Here is a 24,694-nt window from a genome sequence, read left to right as displayed (position 1 = left end):
TACAACGTCGAACAAAAAAGCGTTGGAACTGATCATCTCGTTTGACATCTATACGCGCAAACCAACATACAGGATTTATGCGTCCCAAGTGTCATCGAAGTGTAACGGAGTTGCTGCCTTCGAGTTGTATAGGGTACCTTCACATTGCTGGGTCAAATGACGGAGGACTGTGCGGCAGATGTCTGAGGCGAGTACCGATTTGAATTCAAGTTTGCGGGAGAACCGGGTTTTTCCTCCTCCGGCAGAGTTTGCCGCCAGGGCTCATGTGAAGAGTCTGGAGCAGTATGAGGAGATGTACAGACGCAGCGTCGATCATCCGGAGGAGTTTTGGGCCGAGGCAGCGCAGGAACTGGAGTGGTTTGCCCCGTGGACGAAAGTGATCGAGGGGGAGGCCGCTCATACGAAGTGGTTTGTTGGGGGGAAGCTCAATCTCTCACATAACTGCGTCGACCGACACGCCCTGGGAGCACGCAGAGACAAAGTGGCCCTGCTGTGGGAGGGGGAGCCGGGTGACGTACGAAGGCTGACGTTTGGCGAACTGCATGAGCAGGTGCAGCGTTTCGCCAATGTACTGAAATCGATCGGAGTACGGCGTGGCGACCGGGTTGCGATCTACATGGGCATGGCTCCTGAGCTTGCGATTGCACTACTTGCCTGCGCGCGAATTGGCGCTGTGCACTCGGTAATCTTTGGTGGGTTTGCAGCGCACGCCATATCGGACCGCGTTAATGATTCAGGTTGCGTTGCAGTTATCACTCAGGACACCAGCTATCGCCGTGGGTCAGAGGTTCAGTTGAAGTCGATCGTCGACGAGGCGCTGGAGAAGTGTTCCACAGTGAAGAACTGTGTCGTCTTCAAGCGTTCGGGTTCGCCGGTGAAGATGAAGGCAGGGCGCGATCTTTGGTGGCACGACGAGATGGAGAAGGCGGCTCCTGAGTGTGTGGCTGAGTGGATGGATGCTGAGGATCCGCTCTATCTTCTCTACACGTCGGGAACTACCGGGAAGCCGAAGGGTCTGCTGCATACGACCGGCGGCTATGCGGTGCAGACTTATCTGACGAGTAAATATGTCTTCGATCTGCGCGATGACGATGTGTACTGGTGTACCGCCGATATTGGCTGGGTGACCGGGCACAGCTACGTGGTGTACGGCCCACTGCAGAACGGCGCTACGGTGATGATGTACGAGGGCGCTCCGAACTGGCCGGAGTGCGATCGATTCTGGAAGATCATCGACGACCACAAGGTCACGGTCTTTTACACTGCGCCGACGGCGATCCGCGCCTTCACGAAGTGGGGGAACGAATGGGTAGAGAAGTACTCGCTTGCTTCGCTGCGCCTGCTCGGAACGGTTGGCGAGCCGATCAATCCTGAATCATGGATGTGGTATCACCGGATGATCGGCAAGGAGCGCTGCCCGATCGTTGATACTTATTGGCAGACCGAGACAGGCGCCATCATGATCGCACCTATTCCCGGGGCAGTAGCGACCAAGCCCGGCTCCGCTACGAGGCCTTTCTTTGGGATTGTTCCTGAAGTGGTTACAAAAGAAGGCAACCCTGTCTCAGATGGTCACGGGGGGTTGCTGGTTGTGCGTAAACCCTGGCCTTCGATGGCGCGGACCATCTACGGAGACCAGGCACGTTATGAGGCGACTTACTGGAGTGAGGTTCCTGGGAGCTACTTCACCGGAGACGGCGCACGGCGCGATGCGGATGGCTACTTCTGGCTGATGGGCCGTGTTGACGACGTGATCAATGTCAGCGGCCACCGGCTTGGAACGATGGAAGTGGAGTCGGCGCTGGTGGCACACCCCAAGGTGGCTGAAGCAGCTGCGGTCGGCAGACCTCACGAGATGAAGGGGCAGGCTATCGCGGTGTTCGTAACGCTCGAAGGCGGCCACGAGCCGAGCGAGGAGCTTCGGCAGGAGCTGCGGCAGTGGGTGGCGAAGGAGATCGGCGCTCTTGCGCGACCGGACGATCTGACGTTTACGCAGGCTCTGCCGAAGACAAGAAGCGGCAAGATTATGCGGCGTCTGCTACGCGAACTCGCGACCACCGGCGAGGTGAAGGGCGATACGACGACGTTAGAGGACTTCACCGTCATTGCGAAGCTTCGCGAAAGCGACGAGTAAGGTTTTCCTAGCGCAGATTGGTGCTGGGTTTGGTGGGCAGGGTGAAGTGGAAGATAGTGCCCTTGTCCGGCGCGCTGGTGGCCCAGATGCGTCCACCATGCTGATTGACGATGCTGCGGCAGATGGCGAGTCCGAGGCCAGTGCCGCCCATTGCGCGCGAGTCCGAGGCATCGCCTTGCTGAAAGCGGTCGAAGATGTGTTCGAGCTTGTCTGCGGGAATGCCCCGGCCCTGATCGCGAACCTCGATCAGCGCTTCATTCTCGTCGAGATTGCGCGCTGTAAGGTGGATCTCACTGCCCTCAGGGGAGAACTTGATCGCGTTGGAGATAAGGTTGTTGAGTGTCTGGAGGATACGGTCAGGATCGGCCCAGACGTTGACACCATGCGCAGCGAAGAAGATGCGGATGTTGGGGCGGGGCGATCGCGTCTGCTGAACGCCGGCGGCCCGTCGTAGGAGATCTTCGGCGCTGCACATCGTGGAGTGCAGCTCTGTTTTGCCGCTGCTGATGCGCTCAAGATCGAGGATGTCGTTGACCAAGCGGACGAGGCGGTCGGAGTTGCTGATGGCAATCTCGAGCATCTGCTGAGTTTTCTCGGGACGGTTGGTGAGAGCTCCGCCTGCGAGCAGACCGAGGGCTCCGCGCAATGAGGTGAGCGGCGTGCGAAGCTCGTGTGAGACGGTCGAGATGAACTCGTCCTTCATGCGGTCTAGAGCGCGGCGCTCGGTGGTGTCGGTGAAGGCAACGACGACGCCAAGTGTCTTCGGACCAGTGGAATCGGGGGATTGCGAGTCGATCTGGGGCCGCGCGACGTACTCTACAGGGAAGCAGGTGCCATCCTTGCGCCAGAAGATCTCGTTTGAGATACGGACGGTGGCGAAGTTGGTGAGGCTTTTGCGAATCGGTGAGTCCTCTGAGGCGTACGGTGTTCCGTCGGCGCGGGTGTGGTGGATGAGTTGGTGCATGTTGCGCCCCAGCATCTCCTCCTGCTTGTAGCCGAGCATCTGTGCGGCAGCGGAGTTGACGACTGTAACCTTGCCCTCGAGATCGATGCCGTAGATGCCGTCTCCCACCGACTCCAGGATAGAGTCGGACTGCCGCGTGAGGGTTCGGAGCCTGCCTTCTGCGCGAACCTGCTCGCTGATGTCGACGCCAAACCCAAGAACATACGGGGCGCGTCCAGGTACGACGATGAGCTTGTTGCGGTAGGCGACTACTCGCATGTCGCCGTCGCTGTGAGAGAGATGAAGGAGGCCCTGTGCTTCGCCTGTCTCGCCGATCTTTTTCAGATAGGCAGGCAATGCAGCTTTCTTTTCCGGCACGATGAACTCTTCGAGATTGTGGTTGGTCATCTCTTCCAACGTGCGGCCCAGTGTTTCGGCGCCGTGAGTGTTGATGCTCAGCAGGTTGCCCCGCAGGTCGTGGGTGCAGACCATACCCAACGAACCTTCGACGAGCTGGCGATAGCGGGCTTCACTTTCGCGGAGCGTGGCTTCAGCAGCGCGTTGTGTTGTAACGTCGATGCCGGTAGCGATGATAAAGGCGATCTGACCCTGCGTGTCGGTGAGCGCTGTCGCCGACCATGCGATGCGACGTAAGCTACCGTCGCGGTTGAGCCATTGATTTTCGTAGGCGGCGGGAAAGTGACCGGAGCGCAGGCGCTCAAAGGTCTCGATTGCCTCTGGAATCTCCTGTCGGGGAATCAGCTTGTCCCATGCATAGCGACCGACGAGGGTGGGGAAGTCATACCCGGAGGCATTTTCGCAGGCACGGTTGAAGCGGACGATGCGGCCTGCAGGGTCGAAGACGGCGACCAATGCACCCACAGTGTCTAGTACGGCCGAGACGAAGTTACGCTCCACGGTAAGGGCCGACTCGACACGCTGGCGGGAGCGCGCGGCGCGATCCATCTGGCGAATGCGGCCGTTGAGTTCGAGACGTGTGATGACCTGACGGCTGAGAACGCTTAGTGCTGAGGACTGAGCTTCGGTCAAGGAGCGGGCATGACGGTCGAGAACCAGGAGTGCTCCGACACTGACGCCGCCTGGAGTCGTGAGTGGGGCACCCGCGTAGAAACGATAAGGACGGCCCTCGATGAGGATGCCGTCGGGGGCATAGTCGTGATCGCTGCGCGCGTCGGTGATCTCATAGACGGTGTCGCCCAGAATAGTGGTCTCGCAGGGCAGACTGCCAAGTGCGACGTCAGGCGAATCGATACCAAAGCGAGAGCGCAGCCAGATGCGGTCAGAGCCGATCAGCGAGATGGCAGCGACCGGCGTGTCGCATATCTGGGCGGCGAGGCTGGTCAGCTCATCAAGCATGGGATCGGGCGCAGAGTTGAGTACCTCATACTGATTGAGGGCCTCGATTCGTAGCGCTTCGTCTTTGACCAGGAGAGCATTCATTTTGACAGTTCGATCGTAGGATATGTGCAAATGGTTGCGCACTCCTACTTTTGTTGCAGCAATGGTTTACGGCTTTGGTAGGACACAACACTCCTTAGTTGCCGGCGGTTCGTCGGCGCTTGCATCCAAGGCGACTTTCCAGGTGCCGTTGGGGAGTTTTTTCCAAATGGTGAAGTAGCGGCCTGAGATTACTACTGGTTCGCCGTTTTTGTCTTTACTGCGCCCTTCATAGTGGCCCCAAGTGAATCCCATGTCATTGGAAGGGCCCATCTGGGCCCCTTGGGGAGTCCAGCTAAGTTGATAGGTCTTCGGATCCCACTGGGCCTGGGCAGCGATAGCGGTCCGACCCAAAATTGCAGGTTTCCCATTGTTGAGCGTCACTCCGTCCTCTGCAAACCAAGTACCAAAAGCCTTGCCTCCGCCCTCTGAGACGGCCTGCGAGAAACGCCCCTCGAGTTCCAGCAGAACCAGGGCTCCAGGCGTAAGTGTCGGCTGAGACAGGGGATTGGAGATGATGGCAGGACTCTGGGCAAATGCGTTATAGCCGGAAGCAGCGACCGGCCCGACTTCGACAGGGCTCTGGGCTACCAATGGGCAGGCCGCAAGAGTACATAACAGGATTTTGACGGCTACGCGATGCATACTAAACATGCTATCAACGCTTGAAACAATCTGGGGACATTGGCTTTCTGTTGAAGACTGATATTCTTCGCACCTAATGTTAAAGACGAACTTTCAGCAGATTGTGTTGCTTGCGGCTGTAATTTTACTGTCAGCCGGAGTTTTCCTGGGCCTGACCCACGGAGTCGCCCTTCATCAGGCCGGCGCTATCTTGCGGTGGTTCGGGATTGCGATGCTTGGTTTGTTCGCGTTTCGGCGGCGATCCTTAACCCCCTGGATCTTTGTCGCGATGGTGGCAGGTGCGGAGTTGGGATTTGATGCTCCGGTATTAGCGGTTAGCCTCCGGGTGTTCAGCGATATCTTTCTGCGACTCATCAAGACGATCGTTGCACCGCTGATTCTCGCCACGCTGGTTACAGGAATCGCCGGCCACGGGGATCTGAAGAGCGTGGGTCGCATGGGCATCAAGAGCCTGATCTACTTTGAAGTCGTTACTACGCTTGCTCTTGTCGTTGGCCTTGCTGCGATCAATCTGAGCCACGCCGGCGTGGGGTTAAACCTGCCTGCCGTTACCACAAACGAAACTATTGTTACTCCTCCGCCTACGCACTGGCAGGACTTTCTTCTGCACATCTTTCCAGAGAATATCGCTAAGTCGATCGCCGAAGGACAGATCCTTCAGGTTGCCGTCTTTGCTGTCTTTTTCGGTATAGCGTTGGCCACGCTGAATGAAAAGAAGCGCACCCCGGTTCTGCACTTGTTCGAGAGCCTGAGCGAGGTAATGTTCCGATTTACCAATGTGGTCATGTACTTCGCGCCGATTGGAGTAGGAGCGGCAATGGCCTTCACTGTAGGTCAGATGGGTCTCGGCGTACTTGTGAACCTCGGAAAGCTGCTTCTGACCCTTTATGGAGCGCTGGTAGGATTTGGTCTTCTCGTTCTGTTGCCAGCGGCGTTGCTGTTTCGCGTGCCTGTTCGTCGATTTCTTGTAGCGGTGGCCGAACCAGCAACGATTGCCTTTGCCACCTCCACCAGCGAGGCCGCACTGCCCCGCGCCATGGAGTCCATGGAGGCCTTTGGAGTTCCGCGCCGCATTGTGGCGTTCGTTATTCCCGCCGGCTATAGCTTCAACCTTGATGGGTCCACGCTTTACCTTGCGGTTGCCAGCATCTTTGTGGCACAGGCTGCGGGAGTCCATCTGTCGGTCGGCCAACAGCTTTTGATGATGGTGACTTTGATGCTGACCAGCAAAGGGGTTGCGGGAGTTCCCCGCGCAACGCTGGTTGTGCTGCTTGCGACGGCAGCCACCTTCCATCTACCTACTGAACCGATATTCGTTATTCTTGGTATCGACGCACTTGCGGACATGGCCCGCACAACCGTCAATGTCGTGGGCAACTGCCTTGCCAGCGTCGTGGTTGCGAAGTGGGAGGGCGAGTTTGGCATGGAGCCTATCTCGCCTGCGGTTCTCGAGGGGATCAGCGAGTAATCCTAGCCCAAAGCAAAATAGCAGATGCCGGAGCATCTGCTATGCGAACCGATCGCGCGCTAAGGTGCTACATCGCGGGAGGGTGGTGTGGATCGATGTGCTCCTTATCGACCTTCTTCGCGATGGGCTTGGATTTTACCGCTCCATTCGGGTTAACCGAATCGCGCAACTCCTTTGATGGTTTGAAGAAGGGAACTCGTTTAGCCGGAACATCAACCTTGGCACCGGTCTTGGGGTTGCGGCCCGTCCGGGCGTTGCGTTGGCGGGTCCGGAAGCTGCCGAAGCCACGGATCTCGATCTTGTCACCAGACTTCAGGGCGCCGATGACGGCGTCGAAGAGCGTATCGACGATAACCTCTCCGTCACGACGGGTCAGATCGCCAAGGGCAGTCACTTTATCAACAAGGTCGGCTTTAGTCATAGTGGGTTCCTTTCGTACTTGGGGAGGGCGATAGGGGCCGTGATGAAACAATCCGTTCTTGTTGATTGTAGACGGGATGGGGGCGAAAAGGTTGGGAAAGAAATCAAAAGAATGAACACAATAAAGCTAAATTCTAGGATGCGCAAAAGCTCTGTTTGGTCGGATGGGACGTAAAAAGAGCCCCACTTTTTCGGGGCTCTTTGAAGGTGCGGATGATCGGCGGAGCCGGGTAAAGGTTGAAGGACTGTGCGTTACTTCCACATGAAGTAGAAACCCGGGGCGCGGTTCAAGAGCTGGCTTGGGTTTGGAAACAGGTCTTCCCCGTCATCGGTCAGTAGAGCAAACAGCCCGCGCTTATTTTTTGCCGTGCGAACCACGTTCGGTTCTCCAGAGATTCCCGCCTCCCTGGCAGTTTCGACAAGAGCCACCCGGTAGCCGCCGACCTTATCGATCAAACCGAGGGGAAGAGACTGTTGCCCGGTCCAAACCTGACCTGTCGCCAGCGGCCTGATCTTGTCCTCCGAGGTGTGACGGCCTGTTGCAACGTCGTGCACAAATTGTGTGTACATGTTGTCGACCAGAGACTGGAAATAAGCTTCCTCTTTTGGCGTCAGATCGCGGCTGGGGTCTCCGGCGTCTTTCAGCTCTCCGGCGTGGATAACGACGCTCTTGAGCTTAGCCCAGCGGAGCAGGTCGCCGTAGTTGGTCCACTCCATGATCACGCCGATGGAGCCGACCACCGAAGCATCGTTTGCGTAGATTTTGTCGCATCCACTGGCGATGTAGTATGCGCCCGAGGCGCCAACGGATTCGATGGAGGCTACGATCTTCTTGTGGTTTTCCTGCCTTACCCGGAGCACCTCATGATAGATCTCCTGCGAGGCTGCAGCGCCTCCACCGGGGGAGTTAATGTGCAGGACGATCGCCTTCACGGATGAATCTTCGCCGAACTTGCGGAGCTGCGCATCGATGGTCTCAGGAGACAGGATGGGACCGGCGATGTCGATCACCGCGATACTGTCGGAGTTCAGTCCAAGCCCGCCTGAGTTTCCGCCGACCGAACGCATGGTGAGCCAAACCATGCCAGTGACGAGTAGGAAGACTGCCGCCAGTGAGCCGGCGATGATTGCGATGTAGAACCACGCGGACCGGCTACGCGGTGGAGGGAAGCCGTACCTCTGGGGATAGGGGTAGGCTGGGGCTTGTGTGTACGGAGAGGCTGGGGGTGGGGGTGGCGGCGGTGGTGTAGAAAAGTCTTCCGGCATGCTGTGGAGTTTAGCAGGGAGTCGCGGTGGAGTGCGCGGCAACGCCACTGGTCGAGCTAAGCGTGGAAATATGTGTGAAAGGTGAAAAATTGCGCCAAACGAGGCACGTCATACGTCAAACGTTGCAGTATGATAAATCGCGGTACCATCACTCCCGTCCCCTTGGAATCAGCAGCCTGAAAGTTTGGCAATCGTTATGGCACATCCACATTTGAGTATCGTAATACCGGCGTATAACGAGAGCGCCCGAATTGAGCATGCGCTGGATCGCGTCTTGTCGTGTGTCGAGGAGCGGGGTTGGGACGCCGAGGTGCTGGTTGTCGATGATGGCTCGACCGACGATACCGCGACCATTGTTCAGCGCTGGATGACGAAGCATCCGCGGCTTCATCTGGTGAAGAACCCCGGCAACCGTGGCAAAGGCTACTCCGTACGCAATGGCCTGCTGCAGGCTGCGGGCGAGATCGTCATGTTCACGGACGCGGACCTTTCGTCTCCGATGGAAGAGGCGGAGCGCCTTATCGCTGCTTTGAACGATGGGGCAGATGTGGCGATCGGCTCCCGCTGGATGGACCGCACGCGCCAGACGATCCATCAGCCACTTTACCGCCAGTTTTTCGGCCGGTGCTTCAACTGGGTGACCCGGGTCGTCATGGGACTGCCCTTCAAAGATACTCAGTGCGGCTTTAAGGCTTTCAAGCGCTCAGCGGCCCAGGTGATCTTTCGCCTGCAGACGATCGAAAGATGGGGCTTCGATCCGGAGATACTCTTCATCGCACGCAAGTTGGATTATGTCATCTGCGAGGTCCCTGTTACATGGGGACACGACGAACGCAGTCGTATGAGCTATCTAAGAGATGGCATCAAGATGCTGGAGGATATGGCCCGCATTCGTGGGAACTTCTTGGCCGGCCGATATGATAAGGCCATCGCCGCGATGAAAGACACCAGCAGCATGGTGACTCCGCAGGTTGAGCAAGTCGTCAAAGTGAGTAACGCAGAGGTCCGCTAGTCACTTGGTGTAGCTTCCCCCTGCAGACAATCCTGCAAGCGAAGCTGTGAAACGGTCATCCAGACAAGCGGTATCTTTTTGCAGAGCTCCTTTCCAAGGAGCGCGAATCTATGACTATTGTTTGTCCTTCCGTTAAGATGCAAGTTATCTGGTGAGCCGTGTTATCCGCGCGAAGACTGCACAGAGCCAACCATCTATGAGAAAAACGGCTGAAAGCCCACTTCTCGTCCGGGTCGTCGGCGCAGGGGACAACATACGGTCCCAAGAACTGAGCGGCAGAACGACGTTATATTGTGTCTATGGCTGAAGTTCCGCTCTACGGAAAGATCGAAGAGGTTCTGGCATCCGAGATTGCACGAGGAGACCATCAACCCGGTGATCGGCTTCCGTCGGAAGACGAGTTGCTGGCTCGCTTTGGTGTTAGTCGGATTACCGTCCGGCGCGCCGTACAAAACCTTATCCAACGTGGAATTGTTGAGATTCAGCGTGGCCGCGGCACATTTGTGCTTGCACCGAAGATCTCGCAAGAGCTAACCAAATTGACCGGGTTTGTGGAAGACATGCACAGCCACGGACGCAAGGCTTCCGCTCGTGTCGTCACCCAGGGCATTGTGGCGGCAAGCAAACGCGTGGCGGAGCATCTCGGTATCAGCAAAGGAACACGCGTGATGCGAATCGAACGCGTCCGCCTGGCCGACTCCGTCCCGATGTCAGTCGACGAAACCTATCTTCCACTCGAAATTGGTAAAGAGATCGTTCGCAACGATCTTCGGGTCATGCCTATCTTCACACTGCTTGAAGAAAAATATGGTGTACCCCTTATCGAGGCCGAATACAGCCTGGAAGCCGCAGCGGCGTCGGCCTATGTGGCCGATGCCCTCGGAATTCCAGAAGGGGCCCCCATCTTCCGTATCGAAAGAACCTCGTTCACAACGAAGGGCAGGCCAGTCGACTACGAGATGCTCTCTTACAGAGGAGATCTCATTCGGTTTGTCACCCGGTTGGGGCGGCAGAAGAAGGGAGAAGCTCCTCAATCCAAAGTCTCGCCCTCTTTGCGAAGGCGGTAAGCATCGACCGACCAAGGGCTGGGATCAGACAGTAGAAGGGTCAGAATGCATGCGATATAGAGCAGATCGCACTCGTAGCCTGGTGGCCCAAACTGTGCGCGCCCATCAACAACACGCATCAACTTGATGGAGCTGAATCCATAAGGGAGATGGACCGTTAGTATCGCGACAATCAGCAACGTGATCGCGGGAAGGCTCACCCAGGACACGAAAGCACCACCGAGGATCGCAAGCCCGCCGACGATCTCTGTAAAGATCGTGAGCCAGGCCATCATATGAGGCGCAGGAACATGGAGCACCTGCAAGATCGCGGCGAATGCCTCTGGCCCCTTGTTCCATTTGGCCAATCCATGCGCCAGAAAACCATATCCCACCATCAATCGAAGGGGAACAAGAGCATACTTCTTCGAAATTCTCCGTATCCGCATCCACCACTTCGTGTCTTGGCTCATCACTCGGTCTCCTGCGATCTCCTCAGATTATGTAAATGACCACTGACAATATGACGTTATAATGTCTATGTGGTTACAGAAAAAACTCAGATTCAAAATGAATCTCCCTGCGCCCCAGGGTTTTCGGAGGCGGTCCGTTTTTGGTTTCGGCTTGGCTGGATCAGTTTCGGCGGGACGGCAGCACATATTGCCCTTATGCATGATGGTCTCGTCGAACGTAGAAGATGGATCGATAACGAAACGTTCTTTCATGCGCTGGCTCATTGCATGATTCTTCCCGGCCCGGAAGCCCAACAGCTTGCCATCTACCTCGGGTGGAAACTGAACGGCGCCAAGGGGGGCATTGTCGCTGGTACCTTGTTTGTTCTTCCATCTATGTTTGTGCTGTTGGCTCTGAGCATCGTGTACGCCCTATTGGGAAACCGACCTTGGATCATCGCTATTTTCGGTGGTTTAAGGCCGACCGTACTGGCTCTTATCCTACTCGCATTGACGAGGCTTGCAAGACGCTCGTTGACTAAGCCCATAGAGTGGATCGTCGCCTGCGGAGCCTTTACAGCAATGTTCTGGTTGCATGTTTCGGTGCCCGTCGTGATGGTGGTAGCGGTTGCTTTCGGATTGATTCTGTCGAGGTTCCGCAGAGATTCAGCATCGTCAGTACCCACTGCGCCGCGCCGCGTCAACTTGGATGCAAATCGAGAGATGAGGACGCAAGCTCTCAAATCATTTGCAAAGATCACCATTACGGGATTGGGGATATGGCTTATCCCGTTGCTGGCGCTATACCTTTCCAGCCAGGACTTTCCTTTTTGGACCCAACTCGGTCTCTTCTTTACGCGTACTGCGTTCGTGACAGTAGGTGGCTCCTACACCATCATTCCTTACGTAGCCCTCGCGGCTGTCACTAAGTATCATTGGCTGAGTCAACAACAGATGCTCGATGGTTTTGCTCTCGCGGAGACGACACCGGGCCCACTGATTATCGTCGTAGCCTTCGTTGGGTTCATGGCTGGCTTTCACCACTTCCATGGTTCGATCGTCATGGGAACGTTGGCTCTCCTCCTGACGACTCTCTACACCTTTCTGCCATGTTTTCTGTTCGTGTTCGTTGGCACTCCTTTTGTCGCGTGGACGCAAGAGAGCCGGAGCATCAAAGCTGTTCTGAGCCTTGTCATCGCCGTCGTATTCGCCGCGATGATCGATCTCGCCACGTTTCTCGCTCGTGGCATTCTGCTTCCATCAGGACGATCTACCTTTGCAGGGGTCGACGGGATCGCCCTCGCGGCGACGGGCTTGTCGCTCTATCTACTTGGAAGGCTCAAGATAAAGGTGGGTATTGTCATTGCGCTGGGCATCGGATTGGGACTTGCCGGCTGGTTACTTCGCCTCTAGAGCATCTCACTGTCCACGCCGGACGGGAGCAACTAACGGCGCGAGTGCTCGCACAGCTTCCTGAAGAGGAGAGCCCCAAGTGAGCATTCACGCCTGTTGCTCTCCCTGTCCACGTACCGCTCGTAGCGCGGCGAGCGCAGAGTTCGGCTGAGCCGAAAAGCTGTTGCGATGGTCGGCAAGATAACGATGGACATCTGAAATCACTACGGAGCCTTCGCCCACCGCAGAGGCAATGCGCTTGACCGAGTTAGCGCGTACATCCCCTACCGCGAACATGCCGGGAACGCTCGTCGCGTATGGCGTGGTCTCAAAGCCATGTGGATGTCCGGTGAGGATGAACCCCTTTTTATCGAGCTTAACTGTACCGAAGAGCCAACCTGAATTTGGTTGAGCACCGATCATGACGAAGACGCTGCCGATCGGCTTTACCGTCGTCTCACCTGTCCTACGATTGGTCCAGGTAACGCATTCGAGGGAAGGGTCCCCCTCGAGTTTCTCGATCTCGGAATCGGTGCAGAGTGTGATGCGGGACGAACTCTCGATTCGAGAGATCAAATATTGCGACATGGTACTCGCGAGTGAGCCACCGCGGACGATGTGATAAACGTGTTTGGCGATGCCAGATAGAAAGACAGCTGCTTGCCCCGCGGAGTTACCACCCCCTACGACGATGACCTCTCGCTCACGACAGAGCAACGATTCCATGGCGGTGGCCGCGTAATAAAGACCACGGTTCTCAAATTGCTCATAGTTCTCAACGGAGAGCTTGCGGTACTGTGCGCCCGAGGCCACCACGACCGAACGAGCGCACACCTGAATACCGCCTGCGAGAGTGAGTTTATGTACTCCATCAATCTGCTCAGCCGTGACTGTATCTCGAGAGATTGCGAAATGGACTCCGAACTTCAGAGCCTGCAATTGCGCGCGACTCGCGAGTTGCTGACCGGAAACCCCGGTCGGAAAACCCAAGTAATTTTCAATCTTAGAGCTCGTGCCCGCTTGGCCTCCGGGAGCAGTCCCCTCAATCACGATGGCGCAAAGGCCTTCAGAAGCGGCATAGACGGCTGAGGCAAGCCCCGACGGACCAGCCCCGACGACAGCCACATCATAGGTCATCTCCGAATCTGGCAGCTCCGTGATGCCCAATTCATCCGCGAGCTCCGTAATACTCGGGTGAGCGACGACGCGGCCGCCGGGCAGAATAACGGCCGGTAACATCGAATCGCTTACGGATCCACTCTCCGCTTCGGGAGCCACTTCGACAATCCTGTGGGGATAGCTGTTACGAACGAAGAAGCGTTGCAGACGAATCAACTCCGCATCCCCTCTTTTCCCCCGGAGCACTACTCCACTCGATGCTTCACCAAAAATCCCGATACGACGCCATATCGTTGCTTGGATTACGAGATTCGCGATGTCTCCCTCCGCGCGCATCAAATGCTGGAACTCCTTGCGTGATATCCGTAAGAGATGGCTGTCACAGATAGTTCGAGCTTCGACAACGGCTTTTTGAGAATTAAGAAGATTGAACTCTCCACTGAAGTCGAATTTACGATGACGCGCGAAGATCTTTGTCCCCCCACTCAAAGCCGGCAATAATACATCGATGCCCCCTTCCAGGATGACGAACATATCAATTTGCGAGTCACCGTGGGTGTACAGGATCACGTTCGCAGGAACCGCTTCCTCGCGACCGTAGTGCTTCAGCCTTTGGACCATCTCTTCGGTCAGTTTCGGAAAGGCAAGATCGCGCCGAAAATCAGCCGTTATCCCCTCGAGAGAACTCGCCTCTATCGATTGAGTGGGTAGCATTTCGTTGGCGTCTTTGTTTGTGGCTTCCATGTGTCAATAGCTCCCTAAATGAAGAGGCGTCTGCTTTAGCCGCGCCTTTATCACGATACCTAGGGCATCCCTCTAACGGCAAGAAGGACACCTCCCGCCTCCTCCTAGGTTGCAAAATTCAATTCATCCTTCCACAAGCTGAGAGTTCTGGACTCGGATTGCCCAGTCACCAGGCGATAAGTCGGTATCTTCGCTTGGTCCCATGTGGGTAGTTCATAAACGGGGATAGCAGGACGAGTTGATCTCAGTTGAAAGTGGGCTGCTCTCCGTTCAAAACGAATGAGCGCACTGGAGAGTACAGAGGTTGCGCCAATCCGTCGACCTCATCACTGGAGACCAGGGTGGGTCTCTGAATATTCAGTCTTTGCATCTTTATAGAGAGAGGTTCGCTTGACTCCGAGAAGCTCGGCCGCACCATTAGGGCCACCGACAATCCATCCGCTGGCTTGCAGTGCTCGAAGGATATGCTCGCGCTTTACTTCGTCCAGCGTTCCCATCGGTATCCGCGACGCACGTATGCTCGGTCGAGCCTCCAGTTCGTGAATCGGTGCCATCAGCACCGACTGTGGAGATAGGATCACGGACCGCTCGATAAAATTCCGCAGTTCCCGGACATTGGCCGGCCATGGATAGTGAATGAGTGCGGTGTGCGTGCTTTGCGGCATCTCTCGAATGCATTTGTTCATGCGAGACGCAAAATGTGACGCAAAAATGCCAAGCGAGCTCAAGTATGTCTTGCGTGCGATGACGTAAGGCAGGTATGCAAATCGGAAATACATTGAGCCGATAGAAGAGATCTTCGCGAAAGGACTTCTGTTGAACCATCCCGGCGAGATCGCGATTTGTAGCTGCGACCACGCGCACGTCGACCTTGTGAGTCTTATTGCTTCCGAGCCGTTCGAACTCTTGCTCCTGCAGCACCCGGAGCAACTTGGGCTGAAGCTCCAAAGGAATATCGCCTATTTCGTCGAGAAAGAGCATCCCTTTGTTAGCAAGTTCAAACCTGCCGAGTTTTTGCGTAGTCGCCCCGGTAAATGCTCCACGCTCATGTCCAAATAACTCACTCTCAAGAAGTCCCAAAGGAATGGAGGCACAGTTGAACTTAACGAAGGGAAGGTTCTGACGAGAGCTCAACTCATGAAGGGCCTTCGCGATGAGTTCTTTTTCCGGTACCTGTCTCCCCTTGCACTAGAACGCTAGCGTCAGTAGGTGCAACGATCGAAACCATGTGCAGGGTATTCATCAGAGATGCACTTTCGCCAATGATGAAGCCGAGGCGAGTCCGGATCTGCTCTTCTATGTAGTGCCCTCTTGTTCTCATCACAAACCGGTGCTTTTCACAAGTGGCGCACAAGATCTGATGTCATGAACTAGCAATCCCCTCAGCTGTCTAGGCCCCACCATGATGCTTTGGTAAGAAGAGCGCTCTACAAATTCACTATCCACCGTCAAGCTTTCCAGCGCGACAGTCGAAGCGTTACTGCAGACTGACAAATCTGACAACATCGCCGTTCTCTGCGACGCCGTTCGGTGAGAGGAGCAGAGAAGTTCCTATTCTTTAGCGGTCGTGCTTTCTACACATCGCTTACGACCTCGGTTTCGAGAGTTTCTACGAATGACAAGCAACAATCTTGACCGTATAGGATCGCCAATATTTGCTCCACCTCCGAAAGGATGATGAGGTGACCGTTCGTTCGCAGGTGGTTATGCAGCGAGATCCAGTGGCTCGATGAGGAATCCCGGACTGTCAGGATGAGGCAACTTGCGACGGATGGCCGCCAAGTGACGGATATCCGTCGCCAATCTGTCAACGAGAGAATGGTTCCACCCGACGGATGCCTTGACCATCGTTATGTCGGGCTAAGCGTTAGAGCCGAAGTTGTGTTCTCAGGAACAGCAACCTGCGTCTGGCACGCTGAATGCACCTTTGGTTTGTGACAAGTCGCCTTGGGCCGACGGCAAGTCGAAGATGCGCATTCGTTAGGTCTAACTTGGTATCGTTCGATGGCGACCCAAATAATAGCGACTCAAGAATCGGAAGAGAATCAGCCTCAACCCCAGACTGTTGCGTTCGATCTTTCGGGCGTGGCTCGACAGCTTATCGCCTACTGGCAGTAGAGGATTGGCGCGAGCGCGTTATCATGCTATCTAAGATAGCAACTCGTTATCCAGGAGGAATTCGTGTTCCAGCTCAAGCCCATTCTCGTGAAGGCACAAGCCGAAGGAGTCGCCGTCGGTCACTTCAACATCTCCGACTTGGTGCTTCTCAAGGCAGTCTTCGCCTCAGCGCGCGAACTCAATGTCCCAGTCATCGTAGGCGCCTCCGAAGGAGAAAGGAGCTTCCTCGGCGTCCGACAGGCTGCTCTCCTCGTGAAAAGCCTCCGCGAGGACTATGGCTTTCCGATTTTCCTAAATGCGGATCATACCCATTCGCTGGAGAGTGCGATTGCGGCAGCTGAGGCTGGCTTTGATTCGATCGTCTTCGATCTTTCCGCGCTTCCATTCGAAGAGAACATCAAGCAAACCAAGAAGGCCATTGAAGTGTTGAAATCCATCAATCCCGCAATTCTGATAGAGGGAGAGATCGGCGATATAGGAAGCGGATCGGAGATTCATGACACGGTACCCGACCACCCAAGAATTCTTACTACACCTGAAGAAGCCAAGCATTATGTCGAGAACACCGGCGTCGACATCCTCGCTCCGGCTGTCGGCAATATGCACGGCATGGTCCAGACTATGGTGGAGGGACGCCTCAAAAAACATCTAAACCTGACAAGTATCCGAGAGATCAAAGCTGCCACCGGCGCCCTTCTGACGCTCCACGGAGCCTCGGGTACCGACGACAAGGATCTCGCTGATGCTGTTGGAGCTGGGATCAATATCGTCCACATTAATACCGAGCTTCGTGTGGCGTGGCGACACGGTTTGGAGGCGGTCCTCGCGTCGAATCCCAAAGAAGTTGTGCCCTATAAGTTGCTCCCTGCCGTAGAAGCAGCTGTGAAACAGGTCGTTACAGGCCGCCTGCGGCTCTTCAACCGAATGAACGCATAGTCCCGCCGACTCCGACATTCACAAAGGTCTGCCGAATTCGTCTGTCTTCACAACAATCTGCCGAACCGAGGAGATGATGAATCTTGTTCACATAGCTTTTGATCGCCGAGGTCGCTTTGCTGTTCGACCAGCGAAGCTCCTACGCCATGAGCCAGCCAACCACTGGCGCGGCGTCAATCGCATCCCGCCAGGAGTACATCTGTAATCCAATCCTTCGAGCGAGGACATCTTCAATCGTCACCGCCATCTCTTGACGCACGGCATAGATCACTTCGGCCTTGATCGCCGGATAGCCCGCGACCATCGGTTCGGCCAATTCAGCATTGTCCGCGGTTAGTCGCAGAATGCTCTCGGCTGCAATACCGAACTTGCAGGAGAGATGGTGAGCTGTCTCATCGGAGATGTGAAACTGGCGTACTAGACGCTTCCAATAGTTGTCGGTAAAGCCCTCGCCGCCGTATAGCACATGATTTCGCGTGAGTGACTCTGTCCGCGCGATCCCCGCTGCTTCCTGTACGGCATTGATGGAGTCTTCTGCCATCGCCCGATGCGTCGTCCATTTCCCGCCCATGATGCTGATGAGGTGGCTCTCGTCATCGATCTCAATTTCGTCGTCACGCGCAAGCTCCTTCGTGCTGTCCTGGTCTCCGGACGCGATGAGAGGTCTGGCTCCCGCGAATCCACTGACAACATCTGCCGGGGTAACGGGGCGAGTAAGGTAGTGATTGATATGCCGGAGCAGGTATTCAATGTCCTTATCGGTTACGACCAACTCGGCGTCGGCGTCAATCTCTTCGTCCGTCGTGCCAACCAGGAGTCGCCCGCCCCAGGGAACTGCGGAGAGAACTCGTCCATCCTCGGTCTTGGGAATGAGCAGCGCATCCTTCGTCGGAAAGACTTCCAACGGCAGAAGGATATGTGCGCCTTTGCTGTGGCGCATCCGCTTTGGCACGGAAGGTGTGGCCATTTGGCGGAGTGTGTCCGATACCGGCCCAGTCGCGTTGACCACGACTTTGTTGAGGTTTGAACAACGGACACGAACGCTGGTCCAGGGCTGGCTACTGCTAAGAAATGGACACCTGCGAGTGTGAGAAGAGACCAGAAGATAGACATACTGATTGTGGCTCAATAGTGTGACACCTTTAAAAATCATCCAAGATGGTGTTTTTTTGCATCGTTCCCCTCAGCCTGGGATTCCAATATATGGATCGCTTGTGCGGTCGCGAAAAGGAGAGTCCACAATGTCTCGTTTAAACTCAGTCGATCCATCTAAAGCTACCGGCAAGGCGAAGGAGTTGCTGGATGGAGTTAAAGCAAAGCTAGGAATCGTACCCAACATGACAAAGGTGATGGTCAACTCGCCTGCCGTACTTGAGGGCTTCCTCGGTTTCAGCGGCGCACTTGCAGGGGGACATCTCAATCCGAAGTTGCGTGAAAAGCTCGCATTACTCAGCGCTCAAGAGAACCACTGCAATTATTGCCTTTCGGCACACAGCGCGATCGGGAAGATGGTGGGGCTACCTCCTGAGCAGATCGTTGCAAGTAGAAAAGGCGAAGGAAGCACTGAGGAGGAGACGGCGGCTCTGAGCTTCGCGAAGCATCTGCTCGACGCGAAGGGCCAAGCCACTGAAGCGCAAATTGCCGAACTTCGCACTGCGGGCTTCACGGATGGCGACATCGCTGAAATAATCGCTCATGTCGCTCTCAATGTGCTCACCAACTACTTCAACGTTGCGGCTGGAGTCGATATCGATTTTCCCAAGGTGTCTTACCAAGAGTTAGCGTAGTGGGTCTTCTCCCGGGGATCTCCGCTACTATATGTGGACCCCGGGAGTGAGCGCCTTACTCTAATGGAGCATAAGGATGAAATCGCTGCGCGTGGTCTCACTTAATCTCGGCCAAGTCGAACCGCTTGACTTCAACGGGAAGACTGTATACACGGGCATTTTCAAGAGGCCGGTTAACCGCCCGGTCACTGTTAAAACCCTTACACTCGAGGGTGATTCGCAGGTTGATCTCGTGAATCACGGTGGGGCCCGCAAGGCGGTTTACTTTTATCCTTCGGAGCACTATCCATTTTGGGCTGATCTGCTTAATGTAAAGGGGTTAGAGCCTGGTGCTTTAGGTGAGAACTTCACTTCTATTGGCTTGTTAGAGGCGGAAGCTTACGTTGGTGATCGATGGAAGCTCGGATCGGCGATCTTTGAAATCACCCAACCCAGAAGTCCCTGTTACAAGCTGGCGCTCAAGTATCAGAGAAACGATCTGGTGGCGAGGTTCCTCGAGGCGATCAAGCCAGGGTTTTATGCCTCGGTCATCGAAGAAGGAGTTGTCGCTCCCGGCGATGCTCTCACTCTCGTATCTAGCGCACCGGAGCGAATCAGCGTTCATGATGTCTTCCGTTTAGCTGTAGGTTTCGAATCAGAGCCGGATCTTCGATTGGCGATCTTTCGCAATGAGCGAATCCCGGAGTTTTGGCGTCGCAAGGTCTTATCGCATGGCGGTACTCAGGTGTTATCGATGATGGGCCGCGTGAAGTGATGGCAGGAGTTTCCGCTTCTTGCAACATTCTCATGTCTGCGGAACTTCGCTCATAAAACCGATAGCGGCAGCGACCCCGAATAAGGTTTCAAGACCAGCGAACGTGAGCAGCGCCGCAGGGTATCCGAGTCGAAGCAGTTCACGAAACACGAGGGCGCCGATTGCCATACCGAGAAAATTCGCAAAGGTCGTCATCCCGGTCACTTGACCCCGATGTTTCGGATCGAGGGACGTGGTAATGCTCGACATCAATGGATGCGTCGCATCGAAGCCAATCGAAAGTGCGGCAACTGCTAGCCCACTGATCCAAGGCGTGGTGTGCAACGCAAGCAACCCGGCGCATACAGCTGCCCAGAAGAAGCCAGCTGGAACAACATAGCGTCTCCCAAACCTGTCAGCCCATCCTCCGATCAGTCTCCCAAGAATGAGATCGGGAATACCGTAGCCGATCAATACAAATCCGATGCCCGCTGCGCTTAGGTTGTAACGTTCAGCAAGAAGCACTCCCAGCCACGCAAAAATTCCTCCATGAAAGAGCCCGTTAGCAAAGATAAACGTAAGGGCGCGACTCCCCCTTGAAGACTCCAGAATGCAGCGATATTCCTGCACGATCCAACGAATGCTTGCCCCATGCCGGTCTCGAGCGATGTGTTTTCTATAGCAACGGTGGACCCAACAGCCGGCGACTATAAACCCTATCGAAATCAATCGAAGTGTCACTCTCCAGCCCAAAACCGCGGAGAGCATAGGGCCTAGACTTACCCCAAGCCCCATTCCCGCAGCAATCGCGCCGAACAACCTACCCATTGGTCGACCCTGCACCGGATAGGGATATCGGTCGCCAATGATGCTGAGAGCGATTGTGACAATGCCTCCGGTTCCAAGTCCGGACAGAGCCCTCAGGACAATCAGTTGATCTGCCGTTCGGGCGAGGGATACCACCGCCATCGCGATCGCAGCGAAGCAGAGTAGAAGCTTGAGAATCGGCGTACGTCCAAGTCGGTCGGACACGATGCCATAAGCCAGCGTGGCAACGCCATAGATAAGCGCGAATCCTGGAACCAACCACTTAAGATCGAAAGGCCGTACCGAAAACTCACGTGCCAGTGTGGGAATAAGCGGCGGGAACATCGCATTGCTGAAGAACACAAGAAATGCAATTGCGGCCATTACCCTGTCTTCGACACGTTCCTCATAGACACTACTTTTTTCTAGGGTCGACTGCCGGCCTGGGAAGGAGTGCTGCGATAACATAATCTACCTCTGCTATCGGCTTGAGCGTCCGGGTCGCCTCATAAATGCAGAACGATCGCTCCCGTCCACCAGCTGCTGACAGCTTGTACACCGTCTTAGTCTATATTTACAGGTGTTATTGAGGTAAGGCGGCGCTCTAAAAAGAGTGTCCTCGTGTTCCAAACGCCAGAGAAAGTCGGGATGTGTAAATCAACGACCAAGACCGTTCGAGGCTGGCTGAATCTTCAATAGGGATCAGAGCTTCACGACGATCTTCCCGCTCGCACCATTGGATTCCATCAGTGCTTGGGCTTCTCTAATCTGATCGAAATTAAAAACAGCCGCGGGCTTTGCCTGATAGATACCCTCTTCCACTCGATTCACGATTTGCTGCATCGGAACCTCCGTAAGCGGGAACTCTTCTGTTCCAAAGACAAAGCTTCCAAAGAGGCTGAAATGTACTCCACTCGCCATCTGGAGCAGCGGATTGAAGTCCGTTACCGGATCAAGACCGCCCAACCAGCCCGCGAGACATACACGACCATGACGATGTGGCACCGCAAGCGAGTCGAGGAGCGTGGAGTTACCCACTAGATCCAGAACTGCATCGACTTGCTTCGTTTCGGGGAGACGCTGGGCCAGACGAGGTCCCTCCCGCTCAATTCGCGCGGCCCCTAAGGAACGCAGTTGTTCAAACCTGGCCTCATTCCGCGTGGTCGCAATGACGCGGACGCCGGCGTTTGCAGCAATGTTGAGAGCAGCCTGTCCAAGCGCTGACGTCGCTCCTCGCAGTAAGAGCGTCTCGCCTTGTTGGATCTTCAAGTTGCCATATAAACATGTCCATGCGGTCGCATAAGACTCCGGCAGTACTGCGAAGTTCTCCCACGAGAGGCGCGTTTGCACCTTTATCACGTTGGTTGCCGGCGCCACGGTGAGTTCCGCATAGCTACCATTGATCGTTCGGCCCAACCCGCCCATAATCGCTGCGACTGTGTCGCCCTGCTGAAATTCCCCGCCTGGTGCTGCGACAACCTCGCCAACACACTCTATGCCGCTCACCTCTGCCGCCTCGGCCCATTCCCCCTTACGCATATGGGTTTCAGCATGATTGATCCCGAAAGCGCGAACAGCGATTAGCACTTGGCCAACTGTAGGCTCTGGATCTGGTAACTCCTTAATCGCCAAACTCTCCAATCCGCCGAATCCCTGCAGGACAATAGCACGCATAAATATCTCCTCCTCGCTTTGGATGAATCACATGCTAGAGATGGAAAACACCATTAAAAGGATTCTTAAACGGTGTTTGTTTAAAAATTCGCCGTCAATTTAAGGAAGCATTTGCCTGCATCTGTCACCGGGCGGATTCTTGGTCCGCTAGAGGTCAAGCGCAAGATTTGATTTCGGGCGAGAACAACAGACAAGAAGTCTGCCCGTCGCTGGCGCATCAAGAGGTGCGGGGGCGTACTCTATTTGCCCGTCGAGGATACCAATCTCACAGGTATGGCAAACCCCAACCCTACATGACCACTGCACAGGAATCTTCTCGTCCTCTAAGAATTCAAGGAGGCTCGGGCGGTCGCCGGTCCAGTGCAAAACTCGATTGGACCGGGTCAGGGTGATTTGAAACTCCTGATCTCCTTGCGTCCCGCTCCGAGGTTTCGTACTCGCACCGCCTGGGCTTCCCCCAAATGTTTCAAGATGAATCTGGTCCGGAAATACACCCCACGTACTGAGGCTGTCTCCCATCGATTGCAGAAACTGAGATGGGCCGCATAGATAGAATTCAGCGGACTTGGGGATCTGAATTGACTTGATGGCATCCATCGTCACGTGCCCAGTCCAGTTATAGTCATCACCGAAGACATCGCTTTGTCCCGGCCGACTGAAGGCGGTAAGCCTCTTGGCGTTTGGCAGTGAGGCTAAGAGTCTCTTGATCTCGCTCCGAAATCCAAGGTGTTCCCCATCACGAGCGCCGTGGACCCAGAAGATATCTCTTGTTGAGTTTGCGAGAGCATGCAGCATTGAGAGTAATGGGGTCACACCGATGCCAGCACTCAGCAGCACGACCGGTTTCGCAGACTCCATATCGAGAACAAATGTTCCGCGCGGAGCACTGGCATCGATCTCGACTCCGGGTTGGAGCAAGTCCTGCAAGTATCCACTTCCTACTCCCTGTGCCTCGCGCTTGATGCTGATCCGATAACGATCTCCTTCAGGGGATCCTGACAGGGAATAAGTTCGAATAAGTTCCTTGTGATCGGGGCCGGGAGTCTTCAGTACGATGTGTTGCCCAGCATGGAAGGCTGGCAATGACTCGCCACCTGGCGCGCCCAGCACGATCGATCGAACATCTGCAGACTCGCTCTCATTGGAAAGAACCGACAACTTGCGGAACCCTTGCCATGGCTCTTTGCTGACATCCTGTGAAAGGCCTGGATTACCGACGAGGTGCCCGTCTCGTTGGGCTTGAAGCAGATCACGAAAGGAGTCTTTCCAGCCCTCGCTCAGCGCTTTGATCGAGAGTGCTCGCTCAAGTTGGTCCACCGGATGCTTGCCCAGGTAAAGAAGATGGTCGACGTCAACAACCGACATCATGGCACCATCGCTGACGACACGTTCGATAGGATCGCCAGGTCCGACCGTGCCTTCCTCCAAAATGCGAAGATAAAAACCGGGACGTCCATGTTGCACGAGCAGAGAAGGCATCTCTGGACGCTTCATCCGTATACCGAGCCGGTAGCAGGTGACTCGTGGTTGGGTAACCTCAACGAGGACTTCGCCAATGCGAAACCGATCTCCGATACACACATCGGCATCCGCGAGTCCCTCCACCGTGAGGTTTTCACCAAAGCGGCCCATCTCATACGGAGTGTCCCCGAGCAATTGCTGCCAATAGCGATAGGATTCCAGTTGATACACGAGCAAGGAGCGATTTTCACCGCCGTGTCCCACGAGATCGGCTTGCCCGTCACCCTCCAGATTCAATCGCCGAGCCATGATTCGGCCAGCTACCGGTGATTTCCAGATTGCGGTGCGAACGAATTGCCCACGCCATTCAATCTGACGAGGCATTCCGACGTTCACGGAGATGACTTTACCGATCACTTCTGACAGCCGCTCCCGTCGGCATGGTCTGAACAGCTTTGTCTACTTCGCTCCGCTATCGCTCGGCTGCGATAAGAAGAGAGGGCGTAGTCCCTCGCTCATGGTCGGATGGGCAAGGATCGCGTCGCGAATTACAGTGTAGGGTACTCCTCCGAGCATAGCTATCTGTACGGTCGACATGACTTCTCCTGCGCTAACGCCAAAAGAGAGAAAGCCAATGATTTTGTCGGAGTCGTGCGCAACTAATGCTTTCATGAAGCCGCGTGTCTCCATGATGGCTTGAGCACGCAACACAGACTTCATGGGAACTTTGAACAGGCGGTACCTGATGCCCTGGGCCTGGGCCTCGGTCTCATTGAGACCAACCCGCGCTAGCTCAGGATCAAGGAACAGGCAGTAAGGGATGAGTCTACCCGTGGTGGTCTGGTCGCCCCCCGTGGAGGTCGATCTAAAAACGCGGAAATCATCTGCGCTGACGTGCGTGAACTTTGGACTTCCGGCCACGTCGCCAACGGCCCAAACACCTGGGGCCGTCGTCTCGAGACGTTCATTGACCATAACGTATCCGTCTTCCGTAATCGCAACTCCCGCGCTTTCCAACCCGAGTCCATCTGTATTTGGGGTTCTGCCCGATGTGACCAGGAGATGCGTTCCTTCGAAGG

General features: G+C 55.4%; 21 protein-coding genes and 1 pseudogene. 8 read left to right on the top strand and 14 right to left on the bottom strand.

The features are described from left to right. Positions 1 to 178 precede the first annotated feature (178 nt). On the top strand, positions 179 to 2,134 hold the full coding sequence (gene acs, locus GSQ94_RS17700) for an acetate--CoA ligase (protein WP_158945170.1): 1,956 nt from the start codon (positions 179 to 181) through the stop codon (positions 2,132 to 2,134). A gap of 7 nt (positions 2,135 to 2,141) precedes the next feature. Here acs and GSQ94_RS17695 read toward each other — a convergent pair whose 3' ends face one another. Together GSQ94_RS17695 and GSQ94_RS17690 are read right to left on the bottom strand one after the other, a co-directional pair. Further along, entirely contained in the window at positions 2,142 to 4,538 is a 2,397-nt protein-coding gene (locus tag GSQ94_RS17695; RefSeq protein WP_158945169.1) for a PAS domain S-box protein, read from the bottom strand. Positions 4,539 to 4,604: 66 nt separating this feature from the next. Next, a complete protein-coding gene (locus tag GSQ94_RS17690; RefSeq protein WP_158945263.1) occupies positions 4,605 to 5,180 on the bottom strand; it encodes a DUF4440 domain-containing protein in 576 nt (191 codons plus the stop codon). Positions 5,181 to 5,256: 76 nt separating this feature from the next. Between GSQ94_RS17690 and GSQ94_RS17685 the strand changes: the two genes are divergently transcribed. Then, positions 5,257 to 6,648, top strand: coding sequence for a dicarboxylate/amino acid:cation symporter (locus tag GSQ94_RS17685; protein WP_158945168.1), 1,392 nt, complete (start codon positions 5,257 to 5,259; stop codon positions 6,646 to 6,648). A 67-nt stretch (positions 6,649 to 6,715) separates the two neighbouring features. On the opposite strand, the gene GSQ94_RS17680 is transcribed toward GSQ94_RS17685, so the two are convergent. Further along, the gene (locus GSQ94_RS17680; protein WP_158945167.1) at positions 6,716 to 7,069 is read right to left on the bottom strand and encodes an HU family DNA-binding protein; all 354 of its coding nucleotides are present in this window, start codon (positions 7,067 to 7,069) and stop codon (positions 6,716 to 6,718) included. Between the two features lie 251 nt (positions 7,070 to 7,320). Further along, the gene (gene sppA / locus GSQ94_RS17675) at positions 7,321 to 8,334 is read right to left on the bottom strand and encodes a signal peptide peptidase SppA (RefSeq protein ID WP_158945166.1); all 1,014 of its coding nucleotides are present in this window, start codon (positions 8,332 to 8,334) and stop codon (positions 7,321 to 7,323) included. A 196-nt stretch (positions 8,335 to 8,530) separates the two neighbouring features. Between sppA and GSQ94_RS17670 the strand changes: the two genes are divergently transcribed. Together GSQ94_RS17670 and GSQ94_RS17665 are read left to right on the top strand one after the other, a co-directional pair. Then, positions 8,531 to 9,346: a dolichyl-phosphate beta-glucosyltransferase gene (locus tag GSQ94_RS17670; protein WP_158945165.1), complete on the top strand. Its 816-nt coding sequence runs from the start codon at positions 8,531 to 8,533 to the stop codon at positions 9,344 to 9,346. A 299-nt stretch (positions 9,347 to 9,645) separates the two neighbouring features. Further along, positions 9,646 to 10,413, top strand: a complete 768-nt coding sequence (locus tag GSQ94_RS17665) for a GntR family transcriptional regulator (protein WP_158945164.1) — start codon at positions 9,646 to 9,648, stop codon at positions 10,411 to 10,413. On the opposite strand, the gene GSQ94_RS17660 is transcribed toward GSQ94_RS17665, so the two are convergent. Beyond that, positions 10,377 to 10,865: a DoxX family protein gene (locus GSQ94_RS17660; RefSeq protein WP_158945163.1), complete on the bottom strand. Its 489-nt coding sequence runs from the start codon at positions 10,863 to 10,865 to the stop codon at positions 10,377 to 10,379. The genes GSQ94_RS17665 and GSQ94_RS17660 overlap by 37 nt on opposite strands. Positions 10,866 to 10,934: 69 nt before the next feature. On the opposite strand from GSQ94_RS17660, the gene chrA reads away from it, so the two are divergent. After that, entirely contained in the window at positions 10,935 to 12,257 is a 1,323-nt protein-coding gene (chrA, locus tag GSQ94_RS17655; protein ID WP_158945162.1) for a chromate efflux transporter, read from the top strand. An 87-nt stretch (positions 12,258 to 12,344) separates the two neighbouring features. On the opposite strand, the gene GSQ94_RS17650 is transcribed toward chrA, so the two are convergent. The 4 genes and pseudogenes from GSQ94_RS17650 to GSQ94_RS21730 all read right to left on the bottom strand — a co-directional run bounded on the left by GSQ94_RS17650 (position 12,345) and on the right by GSQ94_RS21730 (position 15,420). After that, a complete protein-coding gene (locus GSQ94_RS17650; RefSeq protein ID WP_254063957.1) occupies positions 12,345 to 14,099 on the bottom strand; it encodes a cyclic nucleotide-binding domain-containing thioredoxin-disulfide reductase in 1,755 nt (584 codons plus the stop codon). 326 nt (positions 14,100 to 14,425) lie between these two features. After that, positions 14,426 to 14,680 (bottom strand): helix-turn-helix domain-containing protein, encoded by a 255-nt coding sequence (locus GSQ94_RS21520; RefSeq protein ID WP_254063966.1) that lies wholly within the window; start codon positions 14,678 to 14,680, stop codon positions 14,426 to 14,428. A 229-nt stretch (positions 14,681 to 14,909) separates the two neighbouring features. Beyond that, a pseudogene (locus GSQ94_RS21735) lies at positions 14,910 to 15,233 on the bottom strand (sigma-54 factor interaction domain-containing protein); the annotation flags it as partial. Between the two features lies 1 nt (position 15,234). Further along, entirely contained in the window at positions 15,235 to 15,420 is a 186-nt protein-coding gene (locus GSQ94_RS21730; RefSeq protein WP_305794722.1) for a sigma 54-interacting transcriptional regulator, read from the bottom strand. An 860-nt stretch (positions 15,421 to 16,280) separates the two neighbouring features. Here GSQ94_RS21730 and GSQ94_RS17640 point away from each other — a divergent pair. Continuing rightward, a complete protein-coding gene (locus tag GSQ94_RS17640; RefSeq protein WP_158945161.1) occupies positions 16,281 to 17,153 on the top strand; it encodes a class II fructose-bisphosphate aldolase in 873 nt (290 codons plus the stop codon). Positions 17,154 to 17,292: 139 nt separating this feature from the next. Here GSQ94_RS17640 and GSQ94_RS17635 read toward each other — a convergent pair whose 3' ends face one another. Next, entirely contained in the window at positions 17,293 to 18,306 is a 1,014-nt protein-coding gene (locus tag GSQ94_RS17635; protein WP_158945160.1) for a glycerol-3-phosphate dehydrogenase/oxidase, read from the bottom strand. 88 nt (positions 18,307 to 18,394) lie between these two features. Between GSQ94_RS17635 and GSQ94_RS17630 the strand changes: the two genes are divergently transcribed. Together GSQ94_RS17630 and GSQ94_RS17625 are read left to right on the top strand one after the other, a co-directional pair. Then, entirely contained in the window at positions 18,395 to 18,940 is a 546-nt protein-coding gene (locus GSQ94_RS17630) for a carboxymuconolactone decarboxylase family protein (RefSeq protein WP_158945159.1), read from the top strand. A 76-nt stretch (positions 18,941 to 19,016) separates the two neighbouring features. Continuing rightward, positions 19,017 to 19,694 (top strand): MOSC domain-containing protein, encoded by a 678-nt coding sequence (locus GSQ94_RS17625; RefSeq protein ID WP_158945158.1) that lies wholly within the window; start codon positions 19,017 to 19,019, stop codon positions 19,692 to 19,694. Between the two features lie 30 nt (positions 19,695 to 19,724). Here GSQ94_RS17625 and GSQ94_RS17620 read toward each other — a convergent pair whose 3' ends face one another. From GSQ94_RS17620 to GSQ94_RS17605, 4 genes are all read right to left on the bottom strand, one after another. Next, on the bottom strand, positions 19,725 to 20,864 hold the full coding sequence (locus GSQ94_RS17620; RefSeq protein ID WP_158945157.1) for an MFS transporter: 1,140 nt from the start codon (positions 20,862 to 20,864) through the stop codon (positions 19,725 to 19,727). Positions 20,865 to 21,182: 318 nt separating this feature from the next. Continuing rightward, positions 21,183 to 22,154, bottom strand: coding sequence for a zinc-binding dehydrogenase (locus GSQ94_RS17615; RefSeq protein ID WP_158945156.1), 972 nt, complete (start codon positions 22,152 to 22,154; stop codon positions 21,183 to 21,185). 147 nt (positions 22,155 to 22,301) lie between these two features. Beyond that, on the bottom strand, positions 22,302 to 24,032 hold the full coding sequence (locus GSQ94_RS17610; RefSeq protein ID WP_254063955.1) for an MOSC and FAD-binding oxidoreductase domain-containing protein: 1,731 nt from the start codon (positions 24,030 to 24,032) through the stop codon (positions 22,302 to 22,304). Positions 24,033 to 24,074: 42 nt separating this feature from the next. After that, the coding region (locus GSQ94_RS17605; RefSeq protein ID WP_158945155.1) for an FAD-dependent oxidoreductase at positions 24,075 to 24,694 on the bottom strand (620 nt) is incomplete at its 5' end.

Source organism: Granulicella sp. S190, from assembly GCF_009766095.1.
In the GTDB taxonomy this organism is placed as follows: Bacteria; Acidobacteriota; Terriglobia; order Terriglobales; family Acidobacteriaceae; genus Edaphobacter.
This window is presented reverse-complemented; position numbering and strand designations above follow the sequence as displayed.

Bases quoted from the DNA above. Each gene is read 5' to 3' on its own strand.
- acs (WP_158945170.1), top strand. From the start codon at position 179: ATGTCTGAGGCGAGTACCGATTTGAATTCAAGTTTGCGGGAGAACCGG.
- GSQ94_RS17695 (WP_158945169.1), bottom strand. From the start codon at position 4,538: ATGAATGCTCTCCTGGTCAAAGACGAAGCGCTACGAATCGAGGCCCTC.
- GSQ94_RS17690 (WP_158945263.1), bottom strand. From the start codon at position 5,180: ATGCATCGCGTAGCCGTCAAAATCCTGTTATGTACTCTTGCGGCCTGC.
- GSQ94_RS17685 (WP_158945168.1), top strand. From the start codon at position 5,257: ATGTTAAAGACGAACTTTCAGCAGATTGTGTTGCTTGCGGCTGTAATT.
- GSQ94_RS17680 (WP_158945167.1), bottom strand. From the start codon at position 7,069: ATGACTAAAGCCGACCTTGTTGATAAAGTGACTGCCCTTGGCGATCTG.
- sppA (WP_158945166.1), bottom strand. From the start codon at position 8,334: ATGCCGGAAGACTTTTCTACACCACCGCCGCCACCCCCACCCCCAGCC.
- GSQ94_RS17670 (WP_158945165.1), top strand. From the start codon at position 8,531: ATGGCACATCCACATTTGAGTATCGTAATACCGGCGTATAACGAGAGC.
- GSQ94_RS17665 (WP_158945164.1), top strand. From the start codon at position 9,646: ATGGCTGAAGTTCCGCTCTACGGAAAGATCGAAGAGGTTCTGGCATCC.
- GSQ94_RS17660 (WP_158945163.1), bottom strand. From the start codon at position 10,865: ATGAGCCAAGACACGAAGTGGTGGATGCGGATACGGAGAATTTCGAAG.
- GSQ94_RS17650 (WP_254063957.1), bottom strand. From the start codon at position 14,099: ATGGAAGCCACAAACAAAGACGCCAACGAAATGCTACCCACTCAATCG.
- GSQ94_RS21730 (WP_305794722.1), bottom strand. From the start codon at position 15,420: ATGAGAACAAGAGGGCACTACATAGAAGAGCAGATCCGGACTCGCCTC.
- GSQ94_RS17635 (WP_158945160.1), bottom strand. From the start codon at position 18,306: ATGATTTTTAAAGGTGTCACACTATTGAGCCACAATCAGTATGTCTAT.
- GSQ94_RS17630 (WP_158945159.1), top strand. From the start codon at position 18,395: ATGTCTCGTTTAAACTCAGTCGATCCATCTAAAGCTACCGGCAAGGCG.
- GSQ94_RS17625 (WP_158945158.1), top strand. From the start codon at position 19,017: ATGAAATCGCTGCGCGTGGTCTCACTTAATCTCGGCCAAGTCGAACCG.
- GSQ94_RS17620 (WP_158945157.1), bottom strand. From the start codon at position 20,864: ATGGCCGCAATTGCATTTCTTGTGTTCTTCAGCAATGCGATGTTCCCG.
- GSQ94_RS17615 (WP_158945156.1), bottom strand. From the start codon at position 22,154: ATGCGTGCTATTGTCCTGCAGGGATTCGGCGGATTGGAGAGTTTGGCG.